The sequence below is a fragment of the Novosphingobium sp. BL-S-34 genome, from assembly GCF_056857015.1.
Map to the genome: position 1 here is coordinate 450,328 of NZ_CM166473.1, position 23,902 is coordinate 474,229.

Genomic DNA, 23,902 nt, shown 5'->3' on the forward strand with positions numbered 1-23,902 from the left:
GAGAATGACACGCCATCCCGAGCCGGGCCTGCTGACCGGCATATCGCTGCTGCTGCCGATCACGCTGACGACCATGGCCATCGTGCTGCTGGCGCCGATCATCCCGGATCTGATGGCACACTATGCCGGGGTGCCGGGCCATGAATACTGGGTGCCGATGATCCTCACGCTGCCTTCGCTCTGCGTGGCGTTGCTTTGTCCGCTGGCGGGGATACTGGGAGACTGGTTCGGGCGGCGCCAACTGCTGCTGGCGGCATTCCTGCTCTATGCGGTCGTCGGCGTGATGCCCGTGTTTCTCGATGATCTCACCCATATCCTGATTTCGCGCGCAGGCGTGGGCATTGCCGAGGCCCTGATCTACGTGCTCTCGACGACGATGATCGGCGACTATTACAAGGGCGCCTCGCGCGACAAGTGGCTGGCTGCGCAGACGGCCTTCGCCTCGATGTCGGCGCTGCTGTTCTTCAACCTCGGCGGGGTGCTGGGAGAAGGCGGCTGGCGGACGCCGTTCTGGGCCTATGCCTCGGCGCTGGTCATGTTCGCGCTCGTCTGGAAGTTCACATGGGAGCCATCGCGCGAGGGCACCGCCGATGTCGAGGCCGATGCGCCGCCGCACAACCGCTCCTGGGCGGGTTTTCCCTGGGCAACGATGGCGATGATCGTGGCGATCACGATCTATGGCTCGGTGTTCTTCTATACGGTGCAGATCCAGGCGCCCAGCGGGCTGGCCGAACTCGGCATGGTCAGTCCGGCGGAGCGGGGGTTCCTGACATCCATCGCCTCCATCGGCGTGCCGCTGGGGACCTTCATCTATTCGCGCATCGGCACACGGCTGGCAGTGGGACGGCTGCTGCTCCTCGAGTTCGCCCTGCTGGCCATCGGCTTCATGCTGATGGCCAGGTCCGGCACCGTTCCGGGCTTCCTTGCCGGATGCTTCGTCAACCAGATCGGGGCGGGGCTGCTGCTGCCGACTTTGCTGGTCTGGTCGATGTCGATCCTCAGGTTCGAATTTCGCGGCCGGGGGACGGGCTTCTGGCAATCGGCCTTCGCGTTCGGGCAGTTTCTCTCCCCGCTGGTGGTGACTTTTGCGGGCCGGCACACAGGCGGCCTGCTGGGGGCCTTTGCGGTCCTGTCGCTCGCCGCGCTGGGCGGGGTCGTCGTGGCACTGATCGCTTCGCGCGCATCGCATGGCGGCAATGGGGCGATGGCACATGGCTGATCGTCTCGCGGGCAGGATCGCCGTGGTCACCGGTGCCGCGAACGGCATAGGCGAAGGCGTCGCGCGCATCTTCCGGCAGGAGGGCGCGCGGGTGATCGGCATCGACCTTTCGGGAACGGACGAGGCCTGCAATCTCATCGACGAGGCGGCCACCAGCGCGCTCTTCGCCAGGATCGGCGCGGATCACGGCCGGATCGACGTCCTCGTCAACGCGGCGGCATTCGCAGTCTTCTCGTGGATCGAGGACCTGAGCTATGCCGACTGGAAACGGACGCTGACGGGCGAGCTGGACATCATCTACCTGGCGACCCGCGCGGCCTGGCCCTGGCTCAAGGCGAGCGGCACGGCCAGCATCGTCAACTTCGCATCGGCCAATGCGCGCCATGCGCTGGAGGGGTCTCCGGCGCTGGCGCACTGCGCGGGCAAGGGCGGGGTGCTGGCGATGACGCGGCAACTTGCCATGGAAGGCGCCCCGCACGGCATTCGCGCGAATACGATAGCGCCCGGTTTCATCAGGACGGCGGCCACGGCCCGGCACCTGGAGGCGGATCCCGACTTCGGGCGCCGGGTCCTGGCCGGAAACATGCTCAAGCGGCTGGGCGAGCCGGAGGACATCGCCTGGGCCGCGACCTGGCTTGCGAGCCCGGAGGCGCGTTACGTCACCGGAGCGGACATCGCCGTGGATGCGGGGGCTACGGCCTGGTAGATCTCACGATAGCCGCGCGCCGCCAGTGCATTCGGCTGCCATTTCGCCGCCCTGGCGTGCCGCGCGCTTGCCGCTCGTCAGGAGCAGCGCCGCCAGGCCGATGACGGAGGTTGCCGCACCGGCCAGCGCTACGGCAGGATAGCCCAGATCGAGAGCGATCACGCCGCCGCCCAGCGCCGCGCCCAGCGCATTGCCCAGATTGAAGGCGCCGATGTTCATGGACGATGCCAGGTTGGGCGCGTCGCTGGCTGCGTCCATGACCCGCACCTGGAGCGGCGGCACCAGGGCGAAGCTGGCGATGCCCCACAGGAAGATCACGATCGCGCTAGGCGCGGCATGGGTCATCGTCATGGCGAAGGCGATCAGGATCGCGGCAAGCGAAGCCAGGGTGACGATCAGCGTGCGATCGACCGAACGGTCCGCGAACTTGCCGCCCAGCCAGTTGCCCACCGTCAGGCCGAGGCCGTAAGTCACCAGCATCGCCGTGACGAAGCCGAGAGAGGCGCCCGTCGCCTCGCGCAGGATCGGGGTGATATAAGTGAACACGGTGAACATGGCGCTGGAACCCACGATCGTCAGGGCCAGCGCGCCGAGAACGGGCTTGCGGATCAGGACGCGCAGTTCGGCCGCGACATCGCCGCCGTCCGTAGCGGGCAAGGGAGGCAGGGTCAGGCGCAGCGCCGCCATCGTGACACCGCCCAGCGCCGCGATGCCCCAGAACGAGGCGCGCCAGCCAAGGTGCTCGCCCGCCCAGGTCGCCAAGGGCACGCCTACGACATTGGCGATCGTCAGCCCCATGAACATCGCGGCTACCGCGCCGGCCTGGCGGTGCGGCGGGACCAGGCTGGCGGCGACCACCGAGCCGACACCGAAGAAGGCGCCGTGGTTGAAGGAGGTCAGCACGCGGGCGGCCAGAAGCATGCCGTAGCTGCCGGATACCGCTGCCAGCAGGTTGCCCAGGGTGAAGATCCCGGCCAGGGCGATCAGCAGCGTGCGGCGCGGCACCCGCCCGGTGGTGAGCGTCATCACCGGCACGCCCAGCACCACGCCCAGCGCATAGGCGCTGATCAGCAGCCCGGCGGCGGGGATGGAGACGCCCAGGTCTCCGGCAATGACGGGCAGCAGGCCCATCGGTGCGAATTCGGTGACGCCGATTCCGAAAGCGCCGACGGACAGGGCCAGAAGGCCGGGATTGAGCTTCATCGGATGGTCCTCAGACCAGCGGTGGGTTCAGCCGAGCGAACCCTTCCTGCTGGCGATAGGGGGTGTGGGGATAGGGCGGCAGCACCTCGCTGGCGGCATCGAGCCGGGCAACCTGCTCGGCAGTGAGCGACCAGCCAACCGCGCCGAGGTTCTGGCGCAGCTGTTCCTCGTTGCGCGCGCCGATGATGACCGAGGAGACGGTCGGGCGGCGCAGCAGCCAGTTGAGGGCGATCTGCGGCACGCTCTTGCCGGTTTCCCCGGCGATGGCTTCCAGAACGTCGACCACGGCGTAGAGCAGCCCCGTTTCGACCGGCGGCGCGAACTGCTCGGTATCGTGCAGGCGGCTCCCCGCCGGTACGGGGCGACTGCGGCCGATCTTGCCGGTAAGGCGGCCCCAGCCGAGCGGGCTCCAGACCAGCGCGCCCAGACCCTGGTCCGCCGCGAGCGGCATGAGTTCGTGCTCGTAGGCCCGGCCGACCAGCGAATAATAGACCTGGTGGGCCACCAGCCGCGGCATTCCGTGGCGGTCGGCGACGGCCTGTGCCTTCATCACCTGCCAGCCGGGATAGTTCGAGACCCCGGCGTAGCGGACCTTGCCCGCGGCGATCAGCCGGTCGAGCGTGATCATCAGCTCTTCCGCGGGCGTATGGGCATCGAAGGCATGGAGCTGCAGCAGGTCGATCCGGTCGGTGTCGAGACGGCGCAGCGCGGCCTCCACCGCGCCGATAAGGCGCGAGCGCGAGGCGCCCCAGTCCTGCGGTCCGTCGCCGGTGGGCAGCCCGGTCTTGGTGGAGATCAGAGCGTCGTCGCGGCGGCCCTTGAGCGCCTGGCCGAGGATTTCCTCCGAGGCGCCGTTCGAATAGACATCGGCCGTGTCGAACAGCGTGACGCCGGCCTCCAGGCAGATGTCGAGCAGGCGCCGCGCTTCGGCGGTATCGCTGCTGCCCCAGGCGGCGAAGAGCGGACCCTGGCCGCCGAAAGTGCCGGTCCCGAAGCTCAGGGCGGGGACACGCAGGCCTGATGAGCCGAGTTGACGATATTCCATGAACAATCCTTCTCTCGGAAGCGGCGAATTTGCTATGCAGACGCATAGATGGCGGCAAAATACCGAAGGCGGTACTGCCCACGAACGCGAAGGAATTTTGACTGTGACGCAAAGATGCTGAGCGAAGCCAAGCTCGCGGGCGGCACTGACCGGGCCCGTGCGCTCGAGCTGTTCGTGGCGGTGGTGGAGCAGGGCAGCTTTTCGGGCGCCGGCCGGCTGCTGGACCTCAGCCCTTCCGCCGTCAGCCGCGCGATCGACAGGATCGAGGCGCGGCTGGGCGTGCGGCTGCTGCTGCGCTCGACCCGGGCGCTGGCGCTGACGTCGGAAGGTCAGTCCTATCTCCAGATGGCGCGCCGTATCCTGGCCGATCTCGACGATGCCGAACAGCTCATCGCCGATCAGGGCGCGCCGCGCGGGCGCTTGCGGATCAGCGCCGCACTCTCGCACGGACGGCTATGCGTGGTGCCCTTGCTCGGCGCGTTCGCAGCGCGTCATCCGCATATCCTGGTGGACATTGCGCTTACCGACACACTGGTCGACGTGGCGGCAGGGCAGGCAGATATCGCCATCCGGTTCGGACCGCTCGCCGACAGCACGCTGACGGCGCGGAAGCTGGGCGAAACGCGCCGGGTGATCGTGGCCGCGCCGGACTACCTCGCGCGGAACGGCACGCCGCAGGAACCCGAGGATCTCCACGGCCATAACTGTCTCAACTTCAACTTTCGCAGGGCCGAGCCGGTCTGGCCATTCCTGCGCGAGGGGCGCGAATTCGCGCTTTCCGTGAAGGGCAGCATCGAGGCCAACAACGGAGAGACGCTGGGCCAGCTCGCGGCGGCGGGGGTCGGCTTGGCGCGGGTGGGGCGGTTCAGCGTGGAGCGGGAGATCGCGGACGGGCGGCTGGTGCCCATTCTGGAGGCGTTCAATCCCGGAGATGTGGAGTTCATCCACGCCGTGTTCGTCGGCGGCTACAGCACCCCGGCGCGCATCCGCGTCTTCGTCGATTTCCTCGCCGCGAACCTTCGCTGACACGGGCGAGGCGCCGCGAGGCGACCGCTATCCCTAAGCCGGCCGCCGATCGGCCCCGGGCCGCGCAAGGTCCGTTTCGTCAAACCGTCACGGTTGGCGTGCCAAGCCGGGCACTGGCGAATTATGATCGGGGTGCGACAGATGGATGACCGGACGCATGGCTACGACGTCTCGGTAGGCTACACTTACGGCTATTGCCGGGAAATGGCGCCTGCCTGGATGGATCTTGCCGCGGGAGCAGGCGAGACTTCGGCAGCAGGGGGCGGGCGCTTCCTGGAACTCGGGTGCGGGCAGGGCATCGGACTGTGCCTGCTGGCGGCGGCCAATCCAGGCAGGGCGTTCGTCGGCATCGACCTGATGGCCGAGCATGTCGACCATGCGAACGGGATCGCGGCATCGGCCGGTCTTGCCAATGTGCAATTCGTCCAGGGAGACTTCGTCGAGCTGGCACGATCCTGGCCGGAGGCGCTGGGCCGGTTCGATCATGTCGCGCTCCACGGCGTCTACAGCTGGGTCACGGCGCCGGTGCGCCAGGCGCTGCTGCAGTGCATCGGGCAGGCGAGCGCGCCCGGGGCGCTGGTCTACATCGGCTACAATGCGCAGCCCGGCTGGCTGGCGACGATGCCCTTCCGGCACATGGCGCGGCTTATCCACGAAGAAGGGGCGGCGCCGGTGGCGGAAGTGCTGGACCGTTCGATCTCGCTGTTCGAACAACTGCGCGGCGGGGGCGCTGCCACCTTCCAGCTGCTGCCCGGGCTCGGCGCGAGGCTGGATTCGCTGCGCAAGCGCGACATTGCCCAACTGGCCCACGAATATCTGCACGAGGGGTGGGAGCCGATGTGGCATTCGCAAGTCGCCCGCGAGGTGGCCGGGGTCGGGTTGGCTTTTGCGGGCTCGGCAACGCTGCCCGAAGCGCTGCTGCCCGCCTTCCTGCCCTCGGCCCTGCGCGACACGATCCTGGCGCAGGGCGATCCACTGCTGCGGCAGGACGTGCAGGACTTCGTCATCAACCAGTTCTATCGGCGCGACGTCTACCGACGCGGCGAAGCGCCTCCCACACCCACACCCACACCCACGCCCACACCCGGCGAGCGGGCGGCGCAGACCCGCTTCCTTCTGCTCGATGCCCCTGCACCCGGGGCAACCCTGTCAGTGCGCACGCCCTTCGGCGAACTCGCGCTGCAACCGCCTGCCTATGCCGGGATCGTCGAGGCTCTGGCGGAACGATCGCTGACACTGGCGGAACTGGCGGTGCTGCCGAAGGCCGGCGGCAAGGATCTGGCGGAAGTGCTGCAACTGGTGCTGATGCTGCTACATGCCGGAACGCTCGGCATTGAGGCGCCGCGCACGGACCACGCACCCGCCCAGCGCCTGAATGCGGCCATAGCGCGCGAAGCGGTACGCGGCATGCCTTACGACCATCTCGCGGCGCCGGCGATCGGCGGCGCCGTGCCCGTCGACTTTGCCGACCTCATGCTCATCGATGCCTGGCTCGCGCTTGGCGATCTGGCCGACGAGACGGCGCTGTCCGAACGGCTGGTCCTTTCGCTCGCCGGATCCGGCAGGACGCTGCAGCGCGGCGGAAGCCCGCTCGAAGGCGTCCAGGAACGCCGCGAGGCACGCAGCCGCGCGCGGACATTCCTGGACCGTGACCTGCCGAAATGGCGAGGGCTCGGCGCGCTCGCCTGAGCGGGCGCCGGAGTCAGGTCAGGACGCGCCGCGCGAAGTTCGTGGCGGCGACGAGACCGTCCTGGCTCACGCCGTGGCCGATCCCCGGCGAGACATGCGTCTCTATCGGCACGCCGGTTTCGGTGAGGACGGTGGAGGCCATCTCCATCGAGCGGAACGGCACGACTTCATCCTCGGTGCCGTGGATGAGCAGGACCGGCGGGCGGCTGCGGATGTCCGCCTGCAGGCTTTCCGGCGCCACGAGCATGCCGGAAATGCCGACGATGCCGGCTGCTGCATCGGGGCGCCGAAGGCCGACGTGAAGCGCCATCATCGTTCCCTGGCTGAAGCCGACGAGAAGCAGGCGGTCGCTGGAAAGGCCGGCCTTTTCCAGTTCCGCCGTGATGAAGGCGTCCAACCCGGGCGCGGCCGCCGCTGCACCCGCCGCGCGCTCGGCCATCGAGAAGGTCTCGATCGGCCACCACTGGTAGGCGGCGGCCATGTGCGGCAGCTGCGAGGGGGCATTGGGCGCGACGAAGGCCGCGCCGGGAAGCATGGGCTGCATCGCGGCCGCCAGCGCGATGAGGTCATCGCCGTTGGAGCCATAGCCGTGGATCAGGACCACGAGCGCATCGGCACTGGAGCCGGAGAGGGGGGCGAGGCGGGGGCCGTCAAGCAAGGCGCATATCCTTTCGGCGGATCGGGGAGATCCTGGTCGCAACTCTGAGAGGCCGAAATTCGCCTGACGGCAAGCGCGAATTTCCCATTCGAAAGCGGCGCGGCGCCGAGAACCTGCGGAGCGTTGCGAAATTCCGGCCGCCGGTTCCCGCCGCTGGCGGGCGGCTCAGTGTCCGGCGCGGGAAGGCGGCTCGCAAAGCGAAGCTGCCTGCTCGGCCAGGGCGAAGTCACCGGCCTGGAGCGCTGCACGCTTCGCGCTGGCACATTTCCCATCGGCCACGAGTGCGCCCACCGTTTCGCGAAGTTCCTGCCCCTTGCGGGCCTGCGCGAGATTTTCCTCGTCCTCCCGGCGCTGCTGGTTTTCGTTTCGCTGTCGCTCCAGTTCCTGGAAGGAGGAATAGCGCTGCCAGGCCGGGTTGTCGCTGGCCCCGCCGGATCGGACGCTGCAACTGGAGACATTGCCCAGAAGGTAGCAGGTCGAGGTCTGGGCTGCAGATGGCAGCGACAGGAAGGCGGCAAGAGCGGCCGCGCCGGAAGCCAGCACAAACTTCATGGATAAACCCCCTAAAGCGAAACCGCGAGGAACGGCGCCGCGCAATTTCATGAAGCCTTAAAGTAGCGCTTTGGCCCTCTCGTCAAGGTCTTGATCCTGCCATGATGCCGGGCGCGCGCAGTGGCACGTTACTTGGATGGCGGCCGCAATGTTTATGGACTTTGTCACGGCCAGCGGAACTTCGACTGCGCGTAGTCCTTCCTATGGGGTGGAGAACGTCCCCGAGCGGGCGGCAGAAACGGGAAAGCAACCGGATCGGCTGTTTCCCTTCATGCCCGATCACGGGGAAATTAAGTTTCCATAGATACAGTGGCCTTGCGTGCAAAACAGCGGATGTCTCATGTGATTGACTTTCAAAGCACTATTTTGGAGATGATTGCCAAGGGGCAGCCGCTATCCGAGACGGTGTATCGTCTTTGCCGTGAAGTTAATCGCCTGGCGCCGGATGTAATCTGCTCCGTTGTGACTGCTGATGCCGATGGATGTCTCCGTCCGCTGGCGGGTCCGGGGCTTCCCCCTGCCTTTTGCGATCTGGTCAGCGGCGTTGAAATCGGACCGACCATCGGGGCCTGCGGGGCCGCGCTCTATTTCGGGACCGAGGTGCTTTCCCAGGACATTGCGGAAGATCCGCATTGGGAGGGCTTTCGCGATCTCATCCTGCCGCTGGGAATACGCGCCTGCTGGTCGAGCCCGATCCTGGGGGCGAACCGCGAGCCGATAGCCACTTTCGCCTTCTACTTCGGAGAGAAACGCGGGCCGACCCAGAGCGAGCGGGAGATCGTCGATCAATGCGTCCACTTGTGCGCCATCGCGCTCGACCGGGAACGGCGGGTGGAAGACCATAACCGTCGCGCCCATACCGATGCCCTGACGGACTTGCCGAACCGGGCGGCTTTCAATGCCGCGCTTTCCGGTCTGAGCTGCGAGATCCCCGGCGCCTGGGCGCTGGCGGTGATCGATCTCGACAATCTGAAGGTCACCAATGACGCCTTCGGCCACCAGGCGGGGGACAGCCTGCTGCAACTCGTGGCCGAATGTCTCTCCCGTGCAGCGGCGCCGGAGCCGCTGTTCCGGATTGGCGGGGACGAGTTCGCCGTGATCGTCCAGGACCCGGCCGCCCTGCGCGCGCTGGACGAGACCATGGCCGGCTACCTCGCGGCGCTGGCCCGCGCCGGCGGGCAGGTGGACAACCCCATCGTGCCGCGTGCCACCATCGGCTATGCCGAACTGGCCCCGGGCGACCTGCTGCCGGAGCGCGTGCGGCAGAAGGCCGACTTTGCGCTCTATCACGCCAAGGATACCGCCCGCGGTTCCCACGTTCCCTACTCCGACGAAATCGGATCGCGCATCACCCGCAGGCTCGCTGCCGTTCGCGAGGTCGACGTCGCCTTGCGCGAACACCGCATCGAGACGTTCTATCAGCCGATCGTCCTGATCGAGACCGGCGAGATCGTCGGTGTGGAAGCGCTTTGCCGCATGCGCAGCGGCGACCAGCTGGTGTCGGCCTCCGCCTTCCATGAGGCGACGTCCGACGCCGGCGTGGCGACAGCGCTGACCAGACAGGTGATCTCACAAGTGGCCAGGGACGTCCGTGGCTGGCTCGATCTGGGGATCGCATTCCAGCATGTCGGCATCAATGTCTCGTCGGCCGATTTTCACAGCGGCACGATCTACGCGGTGCTCGCCGAAAGCTTCGACCGGGAGAATGTCCCGCTGAAGCATGTGATCGTGGAAGTGACCGAAGTGGTCTGCATGGATGACGACGCGGGGATCGTTCGCAAGTCGATGCAGGCGCTGCGTTCGCGGGGCATCCGGCTGGCGCTGGACGATTTCGGCACGGGCTATGCCTCGCTTACCCATCTGATGACGGTGCCGGTGGATATCATCAAGATCGACCGGAGTTTCGTGGAAGACCTCGTTTCGAGAGGCCCGAGCGCCGCCATCGTCGAGGGTGTCATCGGCATTGCCAGGCGGCTGGGCATCAAGGTGGTGGCCGAAGGAATCGAGAATGCCGACCAGGCCCGCGAGCTGCTGGCGCTCGGCTGCCTGCTGGGACAGGGTTTCCACTATTCGCGGGCGGTTCCCGCTGCGGAGGCGGGGGCGATGATGCTCAAGCTGGCGGAGACCGTCTAGCCGCCTCAGGGCAACCGCAGCCCGCCCTGTCAGGCCTTGAGGCTGGCAGGCATCCACACGTCGTTCGCGGGACGGCGGATGGAACAGAGCTTCCGGGCACCTTCCCAGAGTTCCGCCGAACGCTTCGAAGCCTCGCGGTGGGCGATAACGAGCGCGCCGGTCATGTCCGAAGCCTTGAATTCGAGACGCCGAGCCACGCCGATATCATCGTCCGAGAACTTCAAGGTATAGGTCTTCATACGTGGCTCCAGCTAACCGGATGTCGTTGCACGCAACCCGTAAAGCGTGATTCTGGTTAAAATTTCGACGGTTAAGGTTGGCAAAGGGCAAAAAGTTCCTGCACCCCCGGGGCGTAAGCGCCGGGGGCGTCGGAACTTGCATTTTAACCGGCAAGCCGTTGGACCTGTCCAAACCATGCGCTGGCGAGAGCACCGCCGGCTGTGAAAGCCGGGAAGCTACCGCGATAAACAGGCGGCCGGGCAAGCGGGCGACCGGGAAGGCGCCCGAACCACGCGCCCTCTTTCGGCGCCGGGGCCTGGTTCGGAACCTTGCCGGTCTTGCGGCTTTGCCTTTGAACGAGGAGGCGAGATGCGACGGAACATTTTCGGTGCAGGTCCGAGACCGGAAACGGTTCGGCGCTTGAAGGTGCCCCCTTGTCTCTAGACGTCGGCGCCGCGCCCAAGTGCGAGCCGCGCACGCCGCTCCACGATCTTGCCGCAGCGGTGGGCGTCATGCGCGCCTGGCGAAGCGCCGAGGGATGCGAGTGCCTGGTTGCCGACGAGGTGCTCGTCTCGGTGCTCGGTGCGCTGGGCTATGCGGCCGGGTCGGACGACGAGATCAGGCAGAGCTTCGCCCGGTGGCGGGAAGAGGCTCTGGCGCTTCCCGGTCTGATAACGGCGGAGCAAGGATCGCCCGTCCGCTTGCCCAAGGCGCTTGCCCACTTGCACCGGGTGGATCTCGTTTCGGAGGACAGCGGCATTTCGCGCGCCTTGCCTGCGCACGATGGGCTGGTCATGGCGATCGAGGAGCCCGGCTATTATCGACTCCATGCCGGCGGCCAGTCGGTTCGGTTGGCGGTCGCTCCGCACCGTGCCTTCTCGCTCGGCCATGACCTTCATGGATTGAGGACATGGGGTGCGGCCATCCAGATCCCTTCGCTGAGGAAGCATGGCCCCGCGCCATTCGGCGACCTGGGGGCGTTGGCGGATGCCGCGGTCCGCTTTGCAGGGCTTGGCGCCGATGCGCTCGCGATCAGTCCGGTACATGCGGTCTTCGCCGGTCAGTCGAGCGGGTTCAGCCCCTATGCCCCATCGAGCCGCCTGTTCCTGAACGCCGCGCTGGCAGCGCCCGAACTCGCGGGCCTGGAGCCTTACGCGGAGCCGGAGGGTGCTGCCCTGATCGACTGGGACGAAGCCCTGCCGCGCCGCCTGGAATCGATGCGAAAGCTCCATGCCGCTTGCGGCAGCGAGGTGCGGGAACAAGTCGATGCCTGGGCTGCAAAGGTAGCGGGTGCCCATGGGCATGCGCTGTTCGATGCGCTCTCGCTGCATTTTGCGGCGCATGGCCGGGGCTGGAAGAACTGGCCCTCCGGCTATCACGATCCCTCCGGCAGGGAGGCGAAACGGTTCGCCGGGGACCATGCGGAGGAGATCCGGTTCCACCTCTTCGCGCAGTGGCTTGCCGCGCGGTCGATGAAGTGCGTGCAGCAGTCCGCGCTGGAGGCCGGGATGAAGATCGGCATCGTCAAGGATCTCGCGGTCGGGATCGATCCGCTAGGCAGCGATGCCTGGGCGATGCAGGAGAGCGTCCTTTCCGGGCTGACCATCGGTGCCCCGCCGGACCCGCTTGGCCCGGATGGGCAGAACTGGGGGCTGACCAGCTTCTCGCCGCGCGGGCTGGTGGCCAGCGGGTTCGAACCGTGGCTGGCCATGCTGCGCGCGGGGCTGCGCGATGCGGGCGGCTTGCGGATCGACCATGCCTTCGGGCTGGCGCGGCTATGGGTGATCCCGGAGGGTGAGCCGGCCAGCAAGGGCGCCTACCTCAACTATCCCATTCACGACCTGACGCGTCTGGTCGCGCTGGAATCGCACCGCGCCCAGGCCTTGATCGTGGCGGAAGACCTGGGCACGCGGCCTCCGGGTTTCGACCATCTGCTGAGCGACCGGGAATTTCTGGGCATGCGGGTGCTCTGGTTCGAACGCGACGACGACGGAGGCTTCCAGGCCGCGTCCCGCTACGACCGTTCGAGTGCGGCGATGACCGGAACGCACGACACGGCGACCGTGGCAGGCTGGTGGTCCGGCCGTGACCTCGAATGGAACCGTGCCCTCGGGCGCGGCGCGGCAGGCGAGGCTGCGGACGACCGGCGATCCGCCGACCGGGCGGCGCTGTGGCGCACGATCGGCGAAGGAAAGCCTCAGCCTCTGCCGAGCGAACCGGCCGACGCCGTCGATGCGGCGATCCGCGAGATTGCGCGGGCGGGGTCCGACCTCGCTATCGTGCCGCTGGAAGATATCCTCGGCCTGGAGGAACAGCCGAACCTTCCGGGCACCGTGGACGAACATCCCAACTGGCGCCGCCGCATGACCGCGCCGCTCGATGCGATCCTGGATGGTGAGCGCGTCGCGGCGCGGATCGCGATGCTCGATGGGCGGCGCAGCATGGCATTTCCCGAGGAGGACGCCGCGAGCCGGTCTGCACCGCCCGCCGTTTGAAGGGGCGCGCCTGCCGTCAGCGGCCCTGCAGCAGGCTGCTCTTGAGCGTCAGCTGCAACGTGACCGAGCGCGGGGGGCTGGCCGTGCCCAGCACGTCGCCCTGAACCGTCGCGGCGGTGCCCGTCCCGCTGGCGGTGGCGCCCACGACCGAGCCGGCGACGACATAGAGCCTGTTCGTGAGATTGCGGCCGATCAGCGCCAGTTCCCACGGTTTGTCCTCCCCGCCGTTCAGGGTTACCGCACCGTTGAGCAGCCAGTAGGAGCCCTGGCGGTTCAGCGGATTGGCTTCCGTCTGGGTGATGTAGCTGCTCGAATAGCTGGTATCGACGGCCAGGGTGCCGCCCAGGCGTTCGGAGAAACTGTGGTCGTAGGCGGCGCCCGCGGTCAGTGTGAACAGCGGTGCGCGGAACAGCCGCTGTCCGGTCTGGTCCTGATCCTGATAGGGGTTTGCTGCCGTGCCGTATGTGGAGGCGGCGAGGCTCGGATTGCGCGGGTTGAGATTACAGCCGGCGGCCACGGACTGGCCGGCGTAGCATCCGCCGATAAAGTCGGTGTAGCGCGAGTGGTTGTAGGCCGCCGCCGCATTGAGCGAGAGCCCCGCAAGCGCGTCCGGCCGCAGGGTCACGCTGGCCTCCACGCCCTCGATCTCCGCGCCCCCGGCGTTCTGCGTCAGCTGCGTGAAGGAGGCATTGTCGTAGCGCGAAAGCTGGAGGCCGGAATACTTGTAGTAGTAGCCGACGAGGTCGAACAGGATTTGTCGTCCGGCGAGGTATCCCTTGATCCCGGCTTCGCCGCCTTTCGCGGTCATCTGGCCATAGGACAAATCCACGCGGGGAAGCGAAGGGTTCGCCTGCGAGCGCAGTGTGGTGGGCACCGTGTTGAAGCCGCCGGAAGTGAAGCCCTCGCGATAGGCGGCATAGAGCGTGAGGTCGTTGCTCGGTCGCCAGGTGAGGGTGACTTCCGGCGAGAAGTCCTCGTAAGTCCGCCGCGGGTTCAGCACGTCGATCGGGCTGGCGAAGGAAGTGCCCTGGAGGGACTTGTCCTCCCACGAATAGCGACCACCCGCCGCCAGTTCGAGGTCGTCGGCCAGCTTGTAGCGGCCTTGTCCGAAGACCGAATAGGCGCTGGTATGCACGTCATAGAAAGTGGAGCCGACGAGGAAAGGCCGTGTCGTCCCGCCGAAGTCGACGGCGAAGGCCTGCCGGATCTTGAAGTGCGCGTCCTGGAAGAATCCGCCGAAGAGCAGGTTGAACGGCCCGTCGAAATCGGTCGCGACGCGGATTTCCTGGCTCACTCCGTCCGCGACGATGTCGTTCGATGCCCCGAAATAGGGGACATTGGAGAAGGTGAAGGGATCGACCGACTTTTCCCCGAGCCGGTAATAGCCGGTTACCGACGATAGCGTGAGTTCGTCGGTAAGGTCCTGGTCGATCGACAGGGAGGCGAGGAACTGGGTCGACTTCACGAAGGGAACGCCGTCACCCAGCGTCGGGTCCAGCGCCGTCATCCGGGCGGGCAGGATCACGCTGTAGAACTTGCGGTTCAGCTTGCAGTCGATGGCGCCGGACAGCCGGCTGACGCCGCCCGGGCAGAAGACGATCTGCGACCCGCCGGTCGGCCCCACACCGTCGCGGATGCGGCGGCCATAAGCGACTTTGGCGGTGGCCCTGGTGGTGCCGCTCGGCGAATGGAAGGACAGCGTGCCGCGCACGAACACGTCTTCGGCATTGTAGCTGTCTGCCGCCGGGCCGGGCGTGACGCCGGCGATCGGCACCGCGACATTACGGAACCAGCCATCCTCCTTCGAGTAGTAGCCCACCACGCGGGCGCCGACAGTCTCGGTCAGCGGCGCCGAGACGGAGCCTTCCACGAAGCGCTGGTCGGCTGCGAATTCGTAGCCGGTGCGCAGCTTCGCCTCGAAAGTGGAGCCCGGATCCTGGGATACCAGCGAGATGATGCCGCCGGGGCTGTTCTTGCCGTAGAACAGGGCTTGCGGCCCCTTGAGCACTTCGACGCGGGAGAGGTCGATCTGGCCAAGGCGGATCGCGTTGCCGTAGCTGATCGGGATGCCGTCTATGTTGAGGGTGACTGCCGTTTCGGTCGAAGGATTGGAAATGCCGGATCCGATACCGCGCAAGTTGATCGAGCCCCCGACCTGGTTCTGCGATTCCGCGATGACGAGCTGGGGCACCTGCTGGCTGATCGAGGTAAGCGTGACCGTGGCATAGCGCTGGAGCTGCTCCTGGGACAGCGCCGAGACCGCGACCGGGACGTCCAGCAGGCGTTCGCTGCGCTTGCGGGCCGTGACGATGATCTCGCCCGATCCGGCGGCGGTGGCACTGGAAGGCGCTTCCTGGGCGCGGACTTCAGGCGAGGTGAGAGATATGCCGAGAATTGCCGCGGCAAAGCCCACCGCCAGTTGTTGCCTGTCCATCGTCTTCTCTCCGCCGCACGTGAACGGCGAGGGTTGGTGGACAGGCATTTTGTGTCAATCGACCGAAAGCCAATGATCGGCGGGGCGACGTTTGCTTCCTCTCCAGTCAAGTCATCATGGGATCAGGCGCAAGCAGCGCGCTTTATTCGTTCCAATGCGCTTGAATGAAGCGCCGAATTTCCGCTTCCAGTTCCGTGTCTTCCGGGGTGCCGCCCATGAAGCCGCCATGCGGCATCGCCTCGAAGACGTGAAGTTCGGCCGCCACGCCCGCCTGCCGCAGCGCGCGGTGCATCCTGACGGTGTTCGACAGGAAAAGGTCGCGCGTGCCGGATTGCAGGAATGTCGGCGGGAAGCCCTGCAGGTTCGCGAACAGCGGGGAGAGGCAGGGATCGGCGAGATCGATGCTGCCTGCATAGAGACGGTTGTTCGAGGGCAGCGGGCGTGGCAGCACCACGTCGAGCATGCGGTTGGTCTCGAAGCTGTCCCCGGATTCGGTCAGGTCCACTTGCGGCGAGAGCAGAACGAGGCTGGCCGGCATCGGCAGGCCTTCCTCCCGCGCCCTGAGCAGCATGGCCGCGGCCAGGTTGCCTCCGGCCGAGCGGCCGCAGATGGCGATGCTGCCCGGAGCATGGCGTTGCAGAACGACGCGATAGGCCGCCAGGGAATCGTCCAGCGCGGCCGGATAGGGATGCTCGGGCGGCATCCGGTAATCGACGCCGTAGCAGGCGATGCCATGCTGATCGGCCTGGCGGCACGCGCCGATGCGGCAGGCCTCTCCGCCGCCGACGACGAGGGCGCCGCCGTGGAAGTCGATCAGGGCCCTGCCGTCTTCGGCCGGAGCCTCCGGCATCGCGACGTGGATCGTGGCACCGCCCTGTTCCATGGTCGTTGCGGCGGCGCGCAGGCTGCCGGCGAGACCTTGCACGACGGCGGCGTATTGCGCGTCCGCTGCGGCCTTCATGCGCATCCAGCCCGCGAAATCGTCCGGTTGCGGCATCTCGTAGTGGGCATGGAGGGGGATGCCGTCCTCGCCGACGAGACGAGCCAGCGCCGCCTGCGCCTCTTCGCTGATCGACCGGGGGATCGGGATCGCCCTGGGGCCGAGCTTCACGGCGCCTTTGTCGCCGATCTTGCTGCGATCCGTGCCGCCGTTGCCCGCTTTGCTATTGTTCATTGTCTCGCCGCATGCTTGTTCGTCCATGACCAAGTGTTCGATATCGCGTCGAAAGGCGGCCGGATAACGTTCACTATGTCTTGCCGCCAGCGCCCGTGCAAGCCGTGCCGCCTGGCCCCAACGATCGGAAAGACCATCATGACGCTGCCGGATATCCTAGTGCCTACCTACCTCCAGATGCTCGGCGCCTTGTCGGCATGGCTCGGCAAGGCCGAAGCCGGCAATCAGGCCGATGCGCTGATGGCGGCGCGTCTGGCTCCCGACATGTTTCCTCTGTCCACCCAGGTCCGCTTCGCCTGCGTCCAGGCACAGGAAGGCATGTTCAGGCTGCGCGGAGAGCCTCTTCCGCCCTCGATCGCGGAACTGCTCGACGAAGGACGCAAAGGGGCCGAGCAGCCCGGCTCGATTGCCGAGGCGCGCACCAGGATCGCCGAGACCGTGGCGATCGTGGAGCAGGCGGCGGCCGGCATGCCCGAGGTCGATCCGGCAGCCGCCATCGCTCACGCCCTGCCGCAAGGCATGGTCTTCGATCTGGACGCGGCCCAATATGTCCGCGACTGGGCGCTGCCGCAGTTCTACTTCCACGTCATGACCGCCTACGCCATTCTTCGCGCCCAAGGCGTGGACCTGGGCAAGGCGGACTATGTCGCGCACATGTTCCCTTACCTCCGGCCGGGCACCATGCCCGGGCAATAGGCGCGGACCGGACCTGTCACCGGTTCACGCTTCGGCGGCCGCGCGCTGACGGGCGCGGCTCGCCTCCGCCATGTGCCGTTTCCAGCGCTGGCGCAGGGTGCTGGCCCGGACTCCGTGCCGATCGTCCAGGAACTCCGCCTGGAGCACGCGGTCGGCGCGGAAGTGGCGGAAGTCCTCGCGCATTTCGCACCAGGCGGCCAGCATGCGGGCGTTCTCCATGAAGCCCACGATCACCGGCCAGATGGTGCGCCGGGACGTGCGGCCCTGCTCGTCGCGATAGTCGAGGACGATCTTGCGCCCCTCGTGGATCCAGGTGCGGGTGCGGGCCAGGTCTATGCCGTCAGGCGCCATGGACCGGCCCGGCCACTGCCCGCTGGACGGCGTGCCGATGGAGGGCGTGGCGATGACCGAGCGCAAGCGTTCGGGCGCGACGCAGGTGATCTTGGCGATGAGGTCCCGCGCGGCGCGGGCCAGCACCGGATCGCCGCGGCCCATCACCCATTGCGCGCCCAGCACGGCAGCCTCGATCTCGTCCGTCGTCAGCATCAGCGGCGGCATGTCGAACGCGTCGTCGAGGATATAACCGAAGCCGGTCTCGCCGCGGATCGGCACGCGCTGCCCGACGAGGTCGGCGATGTCGCGATAGACGGTGCGCTGCGAGACTTCGAGTTCGCCGGCGATCTCTCCCGCCGTCACCGCCCGCGACGACCGCCTGAGGATCTGGATGATCTGGAAAAGTCGGTCCGCCCGTCGCATCGCATGCCCCCTACTGACAATATGCTGTCAGTAGGGCTTCTCTATCGGGAACTTCGCGGCGTGACCATGCACCGCGAGAATTCCAGGAGACCTACCGATGCTCACTTTGTTCCATGCGCCGAATTCGCGTTCCTCCCGCATCGTCTGGATGCTGGAGGAATTGGGCGCGTCCTACGAAATCCGGCCAGTGACCATCTTTCGCCCGATGACGGGAGAGGGTACTCCGGACGCATCCAACCCCCATCCCGAGAAGCGCGTGCCGGCGCTGGACCACGACGGTGTCTTTCTGGCAGAATCGCAGGCCATCGCCCTCTACCTCGCGGATGCCTTTCCCGAGCAGGGCCTGGCGCCGAAGCCCGGCGATCCGCGCCGCGGTGAATACCTGACCTGGATGGCCTGGTATGTGGCGGAAATGGAGCCGGCTCTCTTTGCCGGATTTACGGGAGATCTCGAAGGATCGCCAGAGAAGCGGCGCGGCTACGATGCGGTGCTGCGAAAGCTGGCCAGTGCCTTTGCGGCGGGTCCCTACGTCATGGGCGAGCAGTTTACGGCTGCCGACATTCTCATCGGCAGCGCGCTGAACTTCGCCCGCCGGGCGTTCCCCGAAGATGCCGCGATGGACGCCTATGTCGCGCGGTGCCGCCAGCGCCCCGCCGCCCAGCAGGCATTGGCGCGGGACGGTGCCGCCGGTCTGCAGAACGCGGCCTGACCCTACTGACGGCACCATCGCCCCGATGGCGCCTTCGGCAAAACCGGACTTCACGATGGACCGGGAGCTTGCGAAAAGGCCGGCGCAGGCTCGGGAGCCTGGCCGGCCAGGGCAGCCTGGTCCATTGTGGAATTCGGACAGGCCTTCGGGTCGCATGGGGAAACTGGCGCGGGGCAAGTGCCGGGTCGATCCGGGAAATTCCCGGTGTTCCGAAATTGGGGGCCGGAGACCTAGACTGCTTCCCCGCGGCTGTGAGCGATGAGCTGGGCCAGGCCGTTGGTCCTTGTCTTGGTGACGATGGCTGCGCGGTGATCTTCCACCGTCCGCGCGGAGATCGCCAGGCGCTCGGCGATCTCCTTGTTGGAGTGGCCGCGCACCAGCAGGTCGAACACGTCGCGCTCGCGCCGGGTGAAGGCGGCGGTCATGGCGGCGATGCGCCGCTCCCGCGCGGACCAGCACAGGCCTTCGGCCACGGCGGCGATCAGGCGCGGTTCGTCGATCGGCTTTTCGAGATAGTCGATCCCGCCGTGGCGGCGCACCGCATCGACGGCATGGGCCGTCGTCGGCCAGGCGGTCATGAACACCAGCGACACGGCCGGATCGCGGGCGCGCAAGGCGTCGGCGAAGGCAAATCCGTCCATTTCGCCCATCTGGATGTCGCTGATGACGCATCCGAACGCGCAATCCGGTAGGATGGCCAGAAGCGCCCGCGGGTCCGTGAAGGCCCGCGCATCCATCCGGTTGCGCGCCAGCAATCGCGCCACGCTGGCGCCGAGATCGGCATCGTCGTCCAGCACGGCCACGAAAGGGGCGACGGGAGAGGCGGCGGGAGAGGTGGCGGGGTCGGTCATGGCAGGGGTCCGGCGACGAGGGGCAGGGACAGAACGAAGCGCGCGGTATCGACGTCGTCCTGCCCGACGAGCGTGCCGCCATGCGCCTCCACGATGGTGCGGGCAATGACGAGACCGATCCCCATGCCCGCCCCCAGGGGCTGAGCGTCGGTTTTCCGTGCGGCCACGAGCGGATTGGTCACTTCGATGCGGACTTCGTCGGCGACGGCCCCGGCGCGCAGCGCGATCGCTTCGCCGGGGCTGGCCGCGACGGCGTTGCGCAGCAGGTTCACAAGGGCCTGCGTCAGTTCGATCTCCTGCGCCTGAACGGCAAGGTCCGGGGCGATGCCGAGACAATCGATCCGGCCGCCGGACGCGCGTAATTCGGCCGCGACGATCTGGCAGGCGGTCTGGAGCAACATGGAAACGGGCAGCAGCGAGGGCTCGTCCACGTCGCGGCCGCCGAAGCGGCGCAGGCGGCGCACGAGGTCGGATAAGTCGCGCGCCTTGCGATCGACCAGCGCGGCGCTCTCGGCGATGTCGGCGTCAAGATGTTCGGTCGCCCGGGCGAGGTGGCCGGCCTCGATGGCCAGGGTGGAGAGCGGCTGGCTGATCTCGTGGATCACCGCCACCGACATCGCTCTCAGGGTCTTGAGTCGCTCGGCCTGGAACAGCAGGCGATTGCGTCTCTCCAGCATGATCCGCGCGGTCTTCTGCGCGTCGGAGAAGCTCCCCGCGAGCCAGGTGACCAGCACGACCGCGGCAATGCCCAGGTGCAGCTCCAGCCGCGTCGCATCGTCCAACTGGCCGGACGAATAGGGAAGGAAGGCCAGGACTTGCGCCACGATCGCCAGCCAGGCGGCAATGCGGCCGTGGCGCAGGCCGATCCAGGCGCCCGCCAGCAGTCCCGGCGCCGGCTGCGCGCCCAGCCCGGCGCGCCACAGGGCAATCGTCAGCAACAGGCAGCCCGACAGGACGAGCGCATCCTCCAGTACCGCACGCCGCGCGGGCGGCCGGGGCAGAGCCTGCCGCGGGCCGCCCGTCAACGCCGCGATCCACAGCAGGGGCGGCGCCAGCACGAGGATGCCAAGCAGGTCTCCCACGGCTGGCCCGGTAAGCGAGATCGCGATGTCCACACCGATGCGGTATCGCCCGGCATCGGCCGGCAGCAGGGCGTCGATGGGCGCCACGAGCAGGGCATTGAGCGCCGGTGCCGCAACCGCGGCCAGCCCCATCATCATCGGCGGCAGTGAAAAGGTGTCGTCCTTGCCTCGCGCAATCCCGCGCGTGACGGCCAGCGCCAGGCCATACGTCAGCCCCGGCCGCATCGCGCCGATCACCGCCTGAAGCAGGCCCGGAGCCCCGATGTCGATGACGCCGGCGCTGAAGTCTGCGGCCAGTTCGGCAAGGACCAGCCAGGGTGCGAAGCGGGCGCCCCGGCTCCACAGCACGGCGAAACGCAGACCCGCGGGCGGGTACCATAGCGAGAAGAAGCCCGCACCGCTCCAGGGGCTGGCCGTCCAGTGCAGCAGCGCGAACGCGAGCGCGTAGAGGACCAGCAGGGGCAGATCGCTCGCCCGCAAATCTATCATTCGCCCTTTTATCCGGCGGTCATGATGGTGTGGGAGCGCGGTCATCGGCGCAAGCTGTGGCAGATCGCAAGGCGCGGATAAACCCGGAGGTTTTACGGTAGCGGGACGATCGCGCCCCGGAGCGGACGAACCGCGGGTTCCTGTTGCCCGGCGCACTTATCGACAAGGCGAGGCAGGGCAAGGCAGCCTTCGGCCGCCTCATCGTTTTCTGAGTCATGACAAATGACACCATCAGCCGCGGTACCCTTCGCGAACTGCTGGATGCTCTGGAAGCGAGCATTCCCGGTTACTGGATCGACGGGCCCTATCCGCCGACATCCCGGGGCGGGGTGAGCAACTGGCAGGCCATGGCCTATCCGAAGGGCGCATCCGAAATGGCCGGCATGCTGGCGGCCAAGCGGCGGATCGACGAGCTGAAGGCGCGCAACCCCATCGTCGTCTGGTAAGCGGGCGCTCCGATCGAACCGTAAGGGGGCCGCGCCGGAACGAACGCAGCCCTCTCTTCAAGGCCCCTACATCCGCATCCCGATCGTGGCGAGCAGCGTCCGCGCCTGCCCGGGAACGACGCGCAGGGCATTGCCGGCGGACTGGTCGTAATTGCGGTTGGTCAGGTTTCGCAGCGTCATGCGGGCATAAGCGCTGTGTCCGGAGGCGACTTCGAAGGCGTAGCCGGCGTTGAGGTCGAACGTCGTGTAGCCGTCCAGGAAGAAGGGCACGCTCGTCGATCCGTTCGGGGCCTGGGAAAGCCCGCCATAGCGTCGGGCGACGCGATAGGCGCCGCCGCCGAGCGAAAGCCCGTCCAGCGCGCCGCCGGGCCGGTAGGACAGCGCCAGGCTGCCGGTATGCCGCGCCACGTTCACGACATTGTCCTGGAACGTGCTCTGCGGGTCCTGGGCGTCCGTATAGGCATAGGACAGGATCACGCTCAGGCGGCGCGTGATCTCACCGGCGAGATCGAATTCCACCCCGCGCGAGGTGACCTTGTCGCGGGCTTCGGTGATCGTATTGCCGTCGCCGATATCCACCGTTTCCAGGACGTTGTTCTTCCGGATGTCGTAGACGGCCAGAGTGGTGGTGACGCCGGAAAACAGCTCGGCCTTCAGCCCCACTTCGTAGCTGCGGCTGCGCTCGGGCGGGAAGGGCCCGGAGGCCGGCTGGCTGCCCTCGGCGGGAACCGAGGGGTTCGGCGCGAAGGCGCGCGAATAGCTGGCATAGACCGACATGTTCGGGCGAGGTTGAAAGACCAGTCCCAGCCGCGGCAGGAAAGTATCGGTCTTCGACCGGTCGCTGACTTTCGAGCCGCTTTGCGTGAAGTCCCGGAAGGTCTCGTAGCGGCCCCCCAGCACCAGTGTCCAGGCATCGTCCAGCATCACCAGGTCCTGAACGTAGAGACCGGCCGTCCTGTAACGATCGACTGTTGCCGAATTGGGGGTGACAGTCAGCTCCGCGAGGTTCTGGTCCAGCAGGCCGTAGACCGGATCGTATATGTTGAAACCGCCCCGTCGCGGCGAATCCACCTGGAAGCCGCGCAGGCTTTCGTAAGTCTCGTAATCCGCGCCGAACAGCAGCTTGTGGCGCATGCCCAGCATCTGCACATCGCCGTGCAGGTTGAGCGAGAGATAGTCACGGTTGTCGTGAAGGTCGCGGTTGCCGTCGAGACTGCGGACGAGTTCGCCGGTCGCTTCGCCGTCGGCGCCGACCACCAGGCTGCGCGGGCGCACCTGAAGGTCGGAACCCGAAGTGCGCTGGATGGCGTACTTCGCCTCCATTCGCCAGCCCGGCGCGAAAGCGTAGCCAAGCAGGACGTTCCCCGAATGAAGCCTCTGCTTCAGCGTGGTGAACGCTTCTCCGAAGTACCGCGTGGCGGGCGTGTCGAGCCGCTTGCCGTTGTAGTATACGCGGCCGCGGTCGAAGGGCTGGGTGCTGTCGGTATATTCGTAAGTGGCCAGAAGGCTGAAGCCGTGGCCGTTCCACGAAAGGTTGGGGGCCACGAACGTGCGTTCGATGTCATGTCCGTGCGGGCGCCAGTAGTCGCTGTCCTCGCGCTCGCCGATCAGGCGGAATGCGAAGCCGCCGCCGAGCGGGCCGGTAACGTCGGCCATCTGCCGGCTCTGTCCGCGCGTGCTGGCATTGGCACTGATGTTGTAATGGAAACTGTCGAGCGGTTTCTTGGTCACCACGTTCACCAGGCCGCCGGGCTCGAAGCGGCCGTAAAGCAGCGAAGCCGGGCCCTTGAGCACTTCCACCCGCTCGGTCGAGGCATTGAGCGCACGCACCTGGACGCTCAGGTAGCCGTCTCGCAGGACGGAGCCCTGGCCGCTCTCGAAGCCGCGGATCATGAAATTGTCGCCGGTGTTGCCGAACGAATTCGCCTCGGTGATGCCGCTGACGTTGCGCAGCACGTCGGTCAGCGTTTCGGCCGATTGCTCCAGGATCACGGCGTTGGAGATCGCCGTGATCGATTGCGGTGTCTTCAGCACGGGCACGTCGATTTTCATGCCGGTGCTTGCGGTGGAAATGCCGTAGATTCCTTCGGACCGTCCATTCACGACGATCGGGTCGTTTTCTTCGGCAGCCCATGCCGCAGTGGAAAGGACCGGCGCCGCCAGCGCCAGTGACTTCAGAATTGCTAACCTGGAAATGTCGCGCCCCTGTCAAAATGCTGCAGCGCAATAGGCTATTTTGCATATGCGAATCAATCGCATTATCAGCATTTTCGTTCGGGGACGGATCGCGCGGACGCGGATGCAGCGCGTCCGGCCGGTT

20 protein-coding genes are annotated in these 23,902 nt (G+C 67.0%); 9 read left to right on the top strand and 11 right to left on the bottom strand.

The genetic code is table 11. The features are described 5' to 3' along the window. The first annotated feature begins 4 nt into the window (after positions 1-4). Entirely contained in the window at positions 5-1,219 is a 1,215-nt protein-coding gene (locus AC1VV3_RS16110; RefSeq protein WP_482962860.1) for an MFS transporter, read from the top strand. Further along, complete coding sequence (locus AC1VV3_RS16115; RefSeq protein ID WP_482962861.1) at positions 1,212-1,925, top strand: SDR family NAD(P)-dependent oxidoreductase; 714 nt, start codon at positions 1,212-1,214, stop codon at positions 1,923-1,925. The genes AC1VV3_RS16110 and AC1VV3_RS16115 overlap by 8 nt, the downstream gene beginning before the upstream one ends. A 3-nt stretch (positions 1,926-1,928) precedes the next feature. Here the strand turns inward: AC1VV3_RS16115 and AC1VV3_RS16120 are convergent, their stop codons facing one another. Together AC1VV3_RS16120 and AC1VV3_RS16125 are read right to left on the bottom strand one after the other, a co-directional pair. Further along, entirely contained in the window at positions 1,929-3,128 is a 1,200-nt protein-coding gene (locus AC1VV3_RS16120) for an MFS transporter (protein WP_482962862.1), read from the bottom strand. Between the two features lie 10 nt (positions 3,129-3,138). Beyond that, on the bottom strand, positions 3,139-4,173 hold the full coding sequence (locus AC1VV3_RS16125; RefSeq protein WP_482962863.1) for an aldo/keto reductase: 1,035 nt from the start codon (positions 4,171-4,173) through the stop codon (positions 3,139-3,141). Positions 4,174-4,287: 114 nt separating this feature from the next. On the opposite strand from AC1VV3_RS16125, the gene AC1VV3_RS16130 reads away from it, so the two are divergent. After that, positions 4,288-5,199, top strand: a complete 912-nt coding sequence (locus tag AC1VV3_RS16130; protein WP_132266818.1) for a LysR family transcriptional regulator — start codon at positions 4,288-4,290, stop codon at positions 5,197-5,199. Positions 5,200-5,340: 141 nt separating this feature from the next. Next, positions 5,341-6,888 carry a methyltransferase regulatory domain-containing protein gene (locus tag AC1VV3_RS16135; protein ID WP_482962864.1) on the top strand — a complete coding sequence of 516 codons (1,548 nt, stop codon included), beginning with the start codon at positions 5,341-5,343 and terminating at the stop codon, positions 6,886-6,888. A gap of 13 nt (positions 6,889-6,901) precedes the next feature. Here AC1VV3_RS16135 and AC1VV3_RS16140 read toward each other — a convergent pair whose 3' ends face one another. Then, positions 6,902-7,546 carry an alpha/beta hydrolase gene (locus AC1VV3_RS16140; RefSeq protein WP_482962865.1) on the bottom strand — a complete coding sequence of 215 codons (645 nt, stop codon included), beginning with the start codon at positions 7,544-7,546 and terminating at the stop codon, positions 6,902-6,904. Between the two features lie 165 nt (positions 7,547-7,711). Next, positions 7,712-8,098 carry a hypothetical protein gene (locus AC1VV3_RS16145; RefSeq protein WP_482962866.1) on the bottom strand — a complete coding sequence of 129 codons (387 nt, stop codon included), beginning with the start codon at positions 8,096-8,098 and terminating at the stop codon, positions 7,712-7,714. A gap of 372 nt (positions 8,099-8,470) precedes the next feature. Between AC1VV3_RS16145 and AC1VV3_RS16150 the strand changes: the two genes are divergently transcribed. Continuing rightward, the gene (locus AC1VV3_RS16150; RefSeq protein WP_314466893.1) at positions 8,471-10,231 is read left to right on the top strand and encodes an EAL domain-containing protein; all 1,761 of its coding nucleotides are present in this window, start codon (positions 8,471-8,473) and stop codon (positions 10,229-10,231) included. Between the two features lie 29 nt (positions 10,232-10,260). Here the strand turns inward: AC1VV3_RS16150 and AC1VV3_RS16155 are convergent, their stop codons facing one another. Continuing rightward, positions 10,261-10,470 (bottom strand): hypothetical protein, encoded by a 210-nt coding sequence (locus AC1VV3_RS16155; RefSeq protein WP_132266810.1) that lies wholly within the window; start codon positions 10,468-10,470, stop codon positions 10,261-10,263. A gap of 414 nt (positions 10,471-10,884) precedes the next feature. Here AC1VV3_RS16155 and malQ point away from each other — a divergent pair, with 414 nt between their 5' ends. Beyond that, positions 10,885-12,945, top strand: coding sequence for a 4-alpha-glucanotransferase (malQ, locus tag AC1VV3_RS16160; RefSeq protein ID WP_482962867.1), 2,061 nt, complete (start codon positions 10,885-10,887; stop codon positions 12,943-12,945). A gap of 16 nt (positions 12,946-12,961) precedes the next feature. Here the strand turns inward: malQ and AC1VV3_RS16165 are convergent, their stop codons facing one another. Both AC1VV3_RS16165 and AC1VV3_RS16170 read right to left on the bottom strand, forming a co-directional pair. After that, complete coding sequence (locus tag AC1VV3_RS16165; protein ID WP_482962868.1) at positions 12,962-15,379, bottom strand: TonB-dependent receptor; 2,418 nt, start codon at positions 15,377-15,379, stop codon at positions 12,962-12,964. 142 nt (positions 15,380-15,521) lie between these two features. Then, a complete protein-coding gene (locus tag AC1VV3_RS16170) occupies positions 15,522-16,553 on the bottom strand; it encodes an alpha/beta hydrolase (protein WP_482962869.1) in 1,032 nt (343 codons plus the stop codon). 138 nt (positions 16,554-16,691) lie between these two features. On the opposite strand from AC1VV3_RS16170, the gene AC1VV3_RS16175 reads away from it, so the two are divergent. Next, positions 16,692-17,249 (top strand): DUF1993 domain-containing protein, encoded by a 558-nt coding sequence (locus AC1VV3_RS16175; RefSeq protein ID WP_482962870.1) that lies wholly within the window; start codon positions 16,692-16,694, stop codon positions 17,247-17,249. A gap of 24 nt (positions 17,250-17,273) precedes the next feature. Here the strand turns inward: AC1VV3_RS16175 and AC1VV3_RS16180 are convergent, their stop codons facing one another. Next, on the bottom strand, positions 17,274-18,005 hold the full coding sequence (locus AC1VV3_RS16180; protein WP_134094372.1) for a helix-turn-helix transcriptional regulator: 732 nt from the start codon (positions 18,003-18,005) through the stop codon (positions 17,274-17,276). A gap of 97 nt (positions 18,006-18,102) precedes the next feature. Between AC1VV3_RS16180 and AC1VV3_RS16185 the strand changes: the two genes are divergently transcribed. Further along, positions 18,103-18,714 carry a glutathione S-transferase family protein gene (locus tag AC1VV3_RS16185; protein ID WP_482962871.1) on the top strand — a complete coding sequence of 204 codons (612 nt, stop codon included), beginning with the start codon at positions 18,103-18,105 and terminating at the stop codon, positions 18,712-18,714. A 230-nt stretch (positions 18,715-18,944) separates the two neighbouring features. Here AC1VV3_RS16185 and AC1VV3_RS16190 read toward each other — a convergent pair whose 3' ends face one another. Both AC1VV3_RS16190 and AC1VV3_RS16195 read right to left on the bottom strand, forming a co-directional pair. Beyond that, positions 18,945-19,565 carry a response regulator transcription factor gene (locus AC1VV3_RS16190; protein ID WP_482962872.1) on the bottom strand — a complete coding sequence of 207 codons (621 nt, stop codon included), beginning with the start codon at positions 19,563-19,565 and terminating at the stop codon, positions 18,945-18,947. Continuing rightward, positions 19,562-21,136: a sensor histidine kinase gene (locus AC1VV3_RS16195; protein WP_482962873.1), complete on the bottom strand. Its 1,575-nt coding sequence runs from the start codon at positions 21,134-21,136 to the stop codon at positions 19,562-19,564. The genes AC1VV3_RS16190 and AC1VV3_RS16195 overlap by 4 nt, the downstream gene beginning before the upstream one ends. Before the next feature lie 215 nt (positions 21,137-21,351). On the opposite strand from AC1VV3_RS16195, the gene AC1VV3_RS16200 reads away from it, so the two are divergent. Beyond that, positions 21,352-21,582, top strand: coding sequence for a hypothetical protein (locus AC1VV3_RS16200; RefSeq protein ID WP_132266798.1), 231 nt, complete (start codon positions 21,352-21,354; stop codon positions 21,580-21,582). A 66-nt stretch (positions 21,583-21,648) separates the two neighbouring features. On the opposite strand, the gene AC1VV3_RS16205 is transcribed toward AC1VV3_RS16200, so the two are convergent. Continuing rightward, a complete protein-coding gene (locus AC1VV3_RS16205) occupies positions 21,649-23,634 on the bottom strand; it encodes a TonB-dependent siderophore receptor (protein WP_482962874.1) in 1,986 nt (661 codons plus the stop codon). Positions 23,635-23,902: the final 268 nt, after the last annotated feature.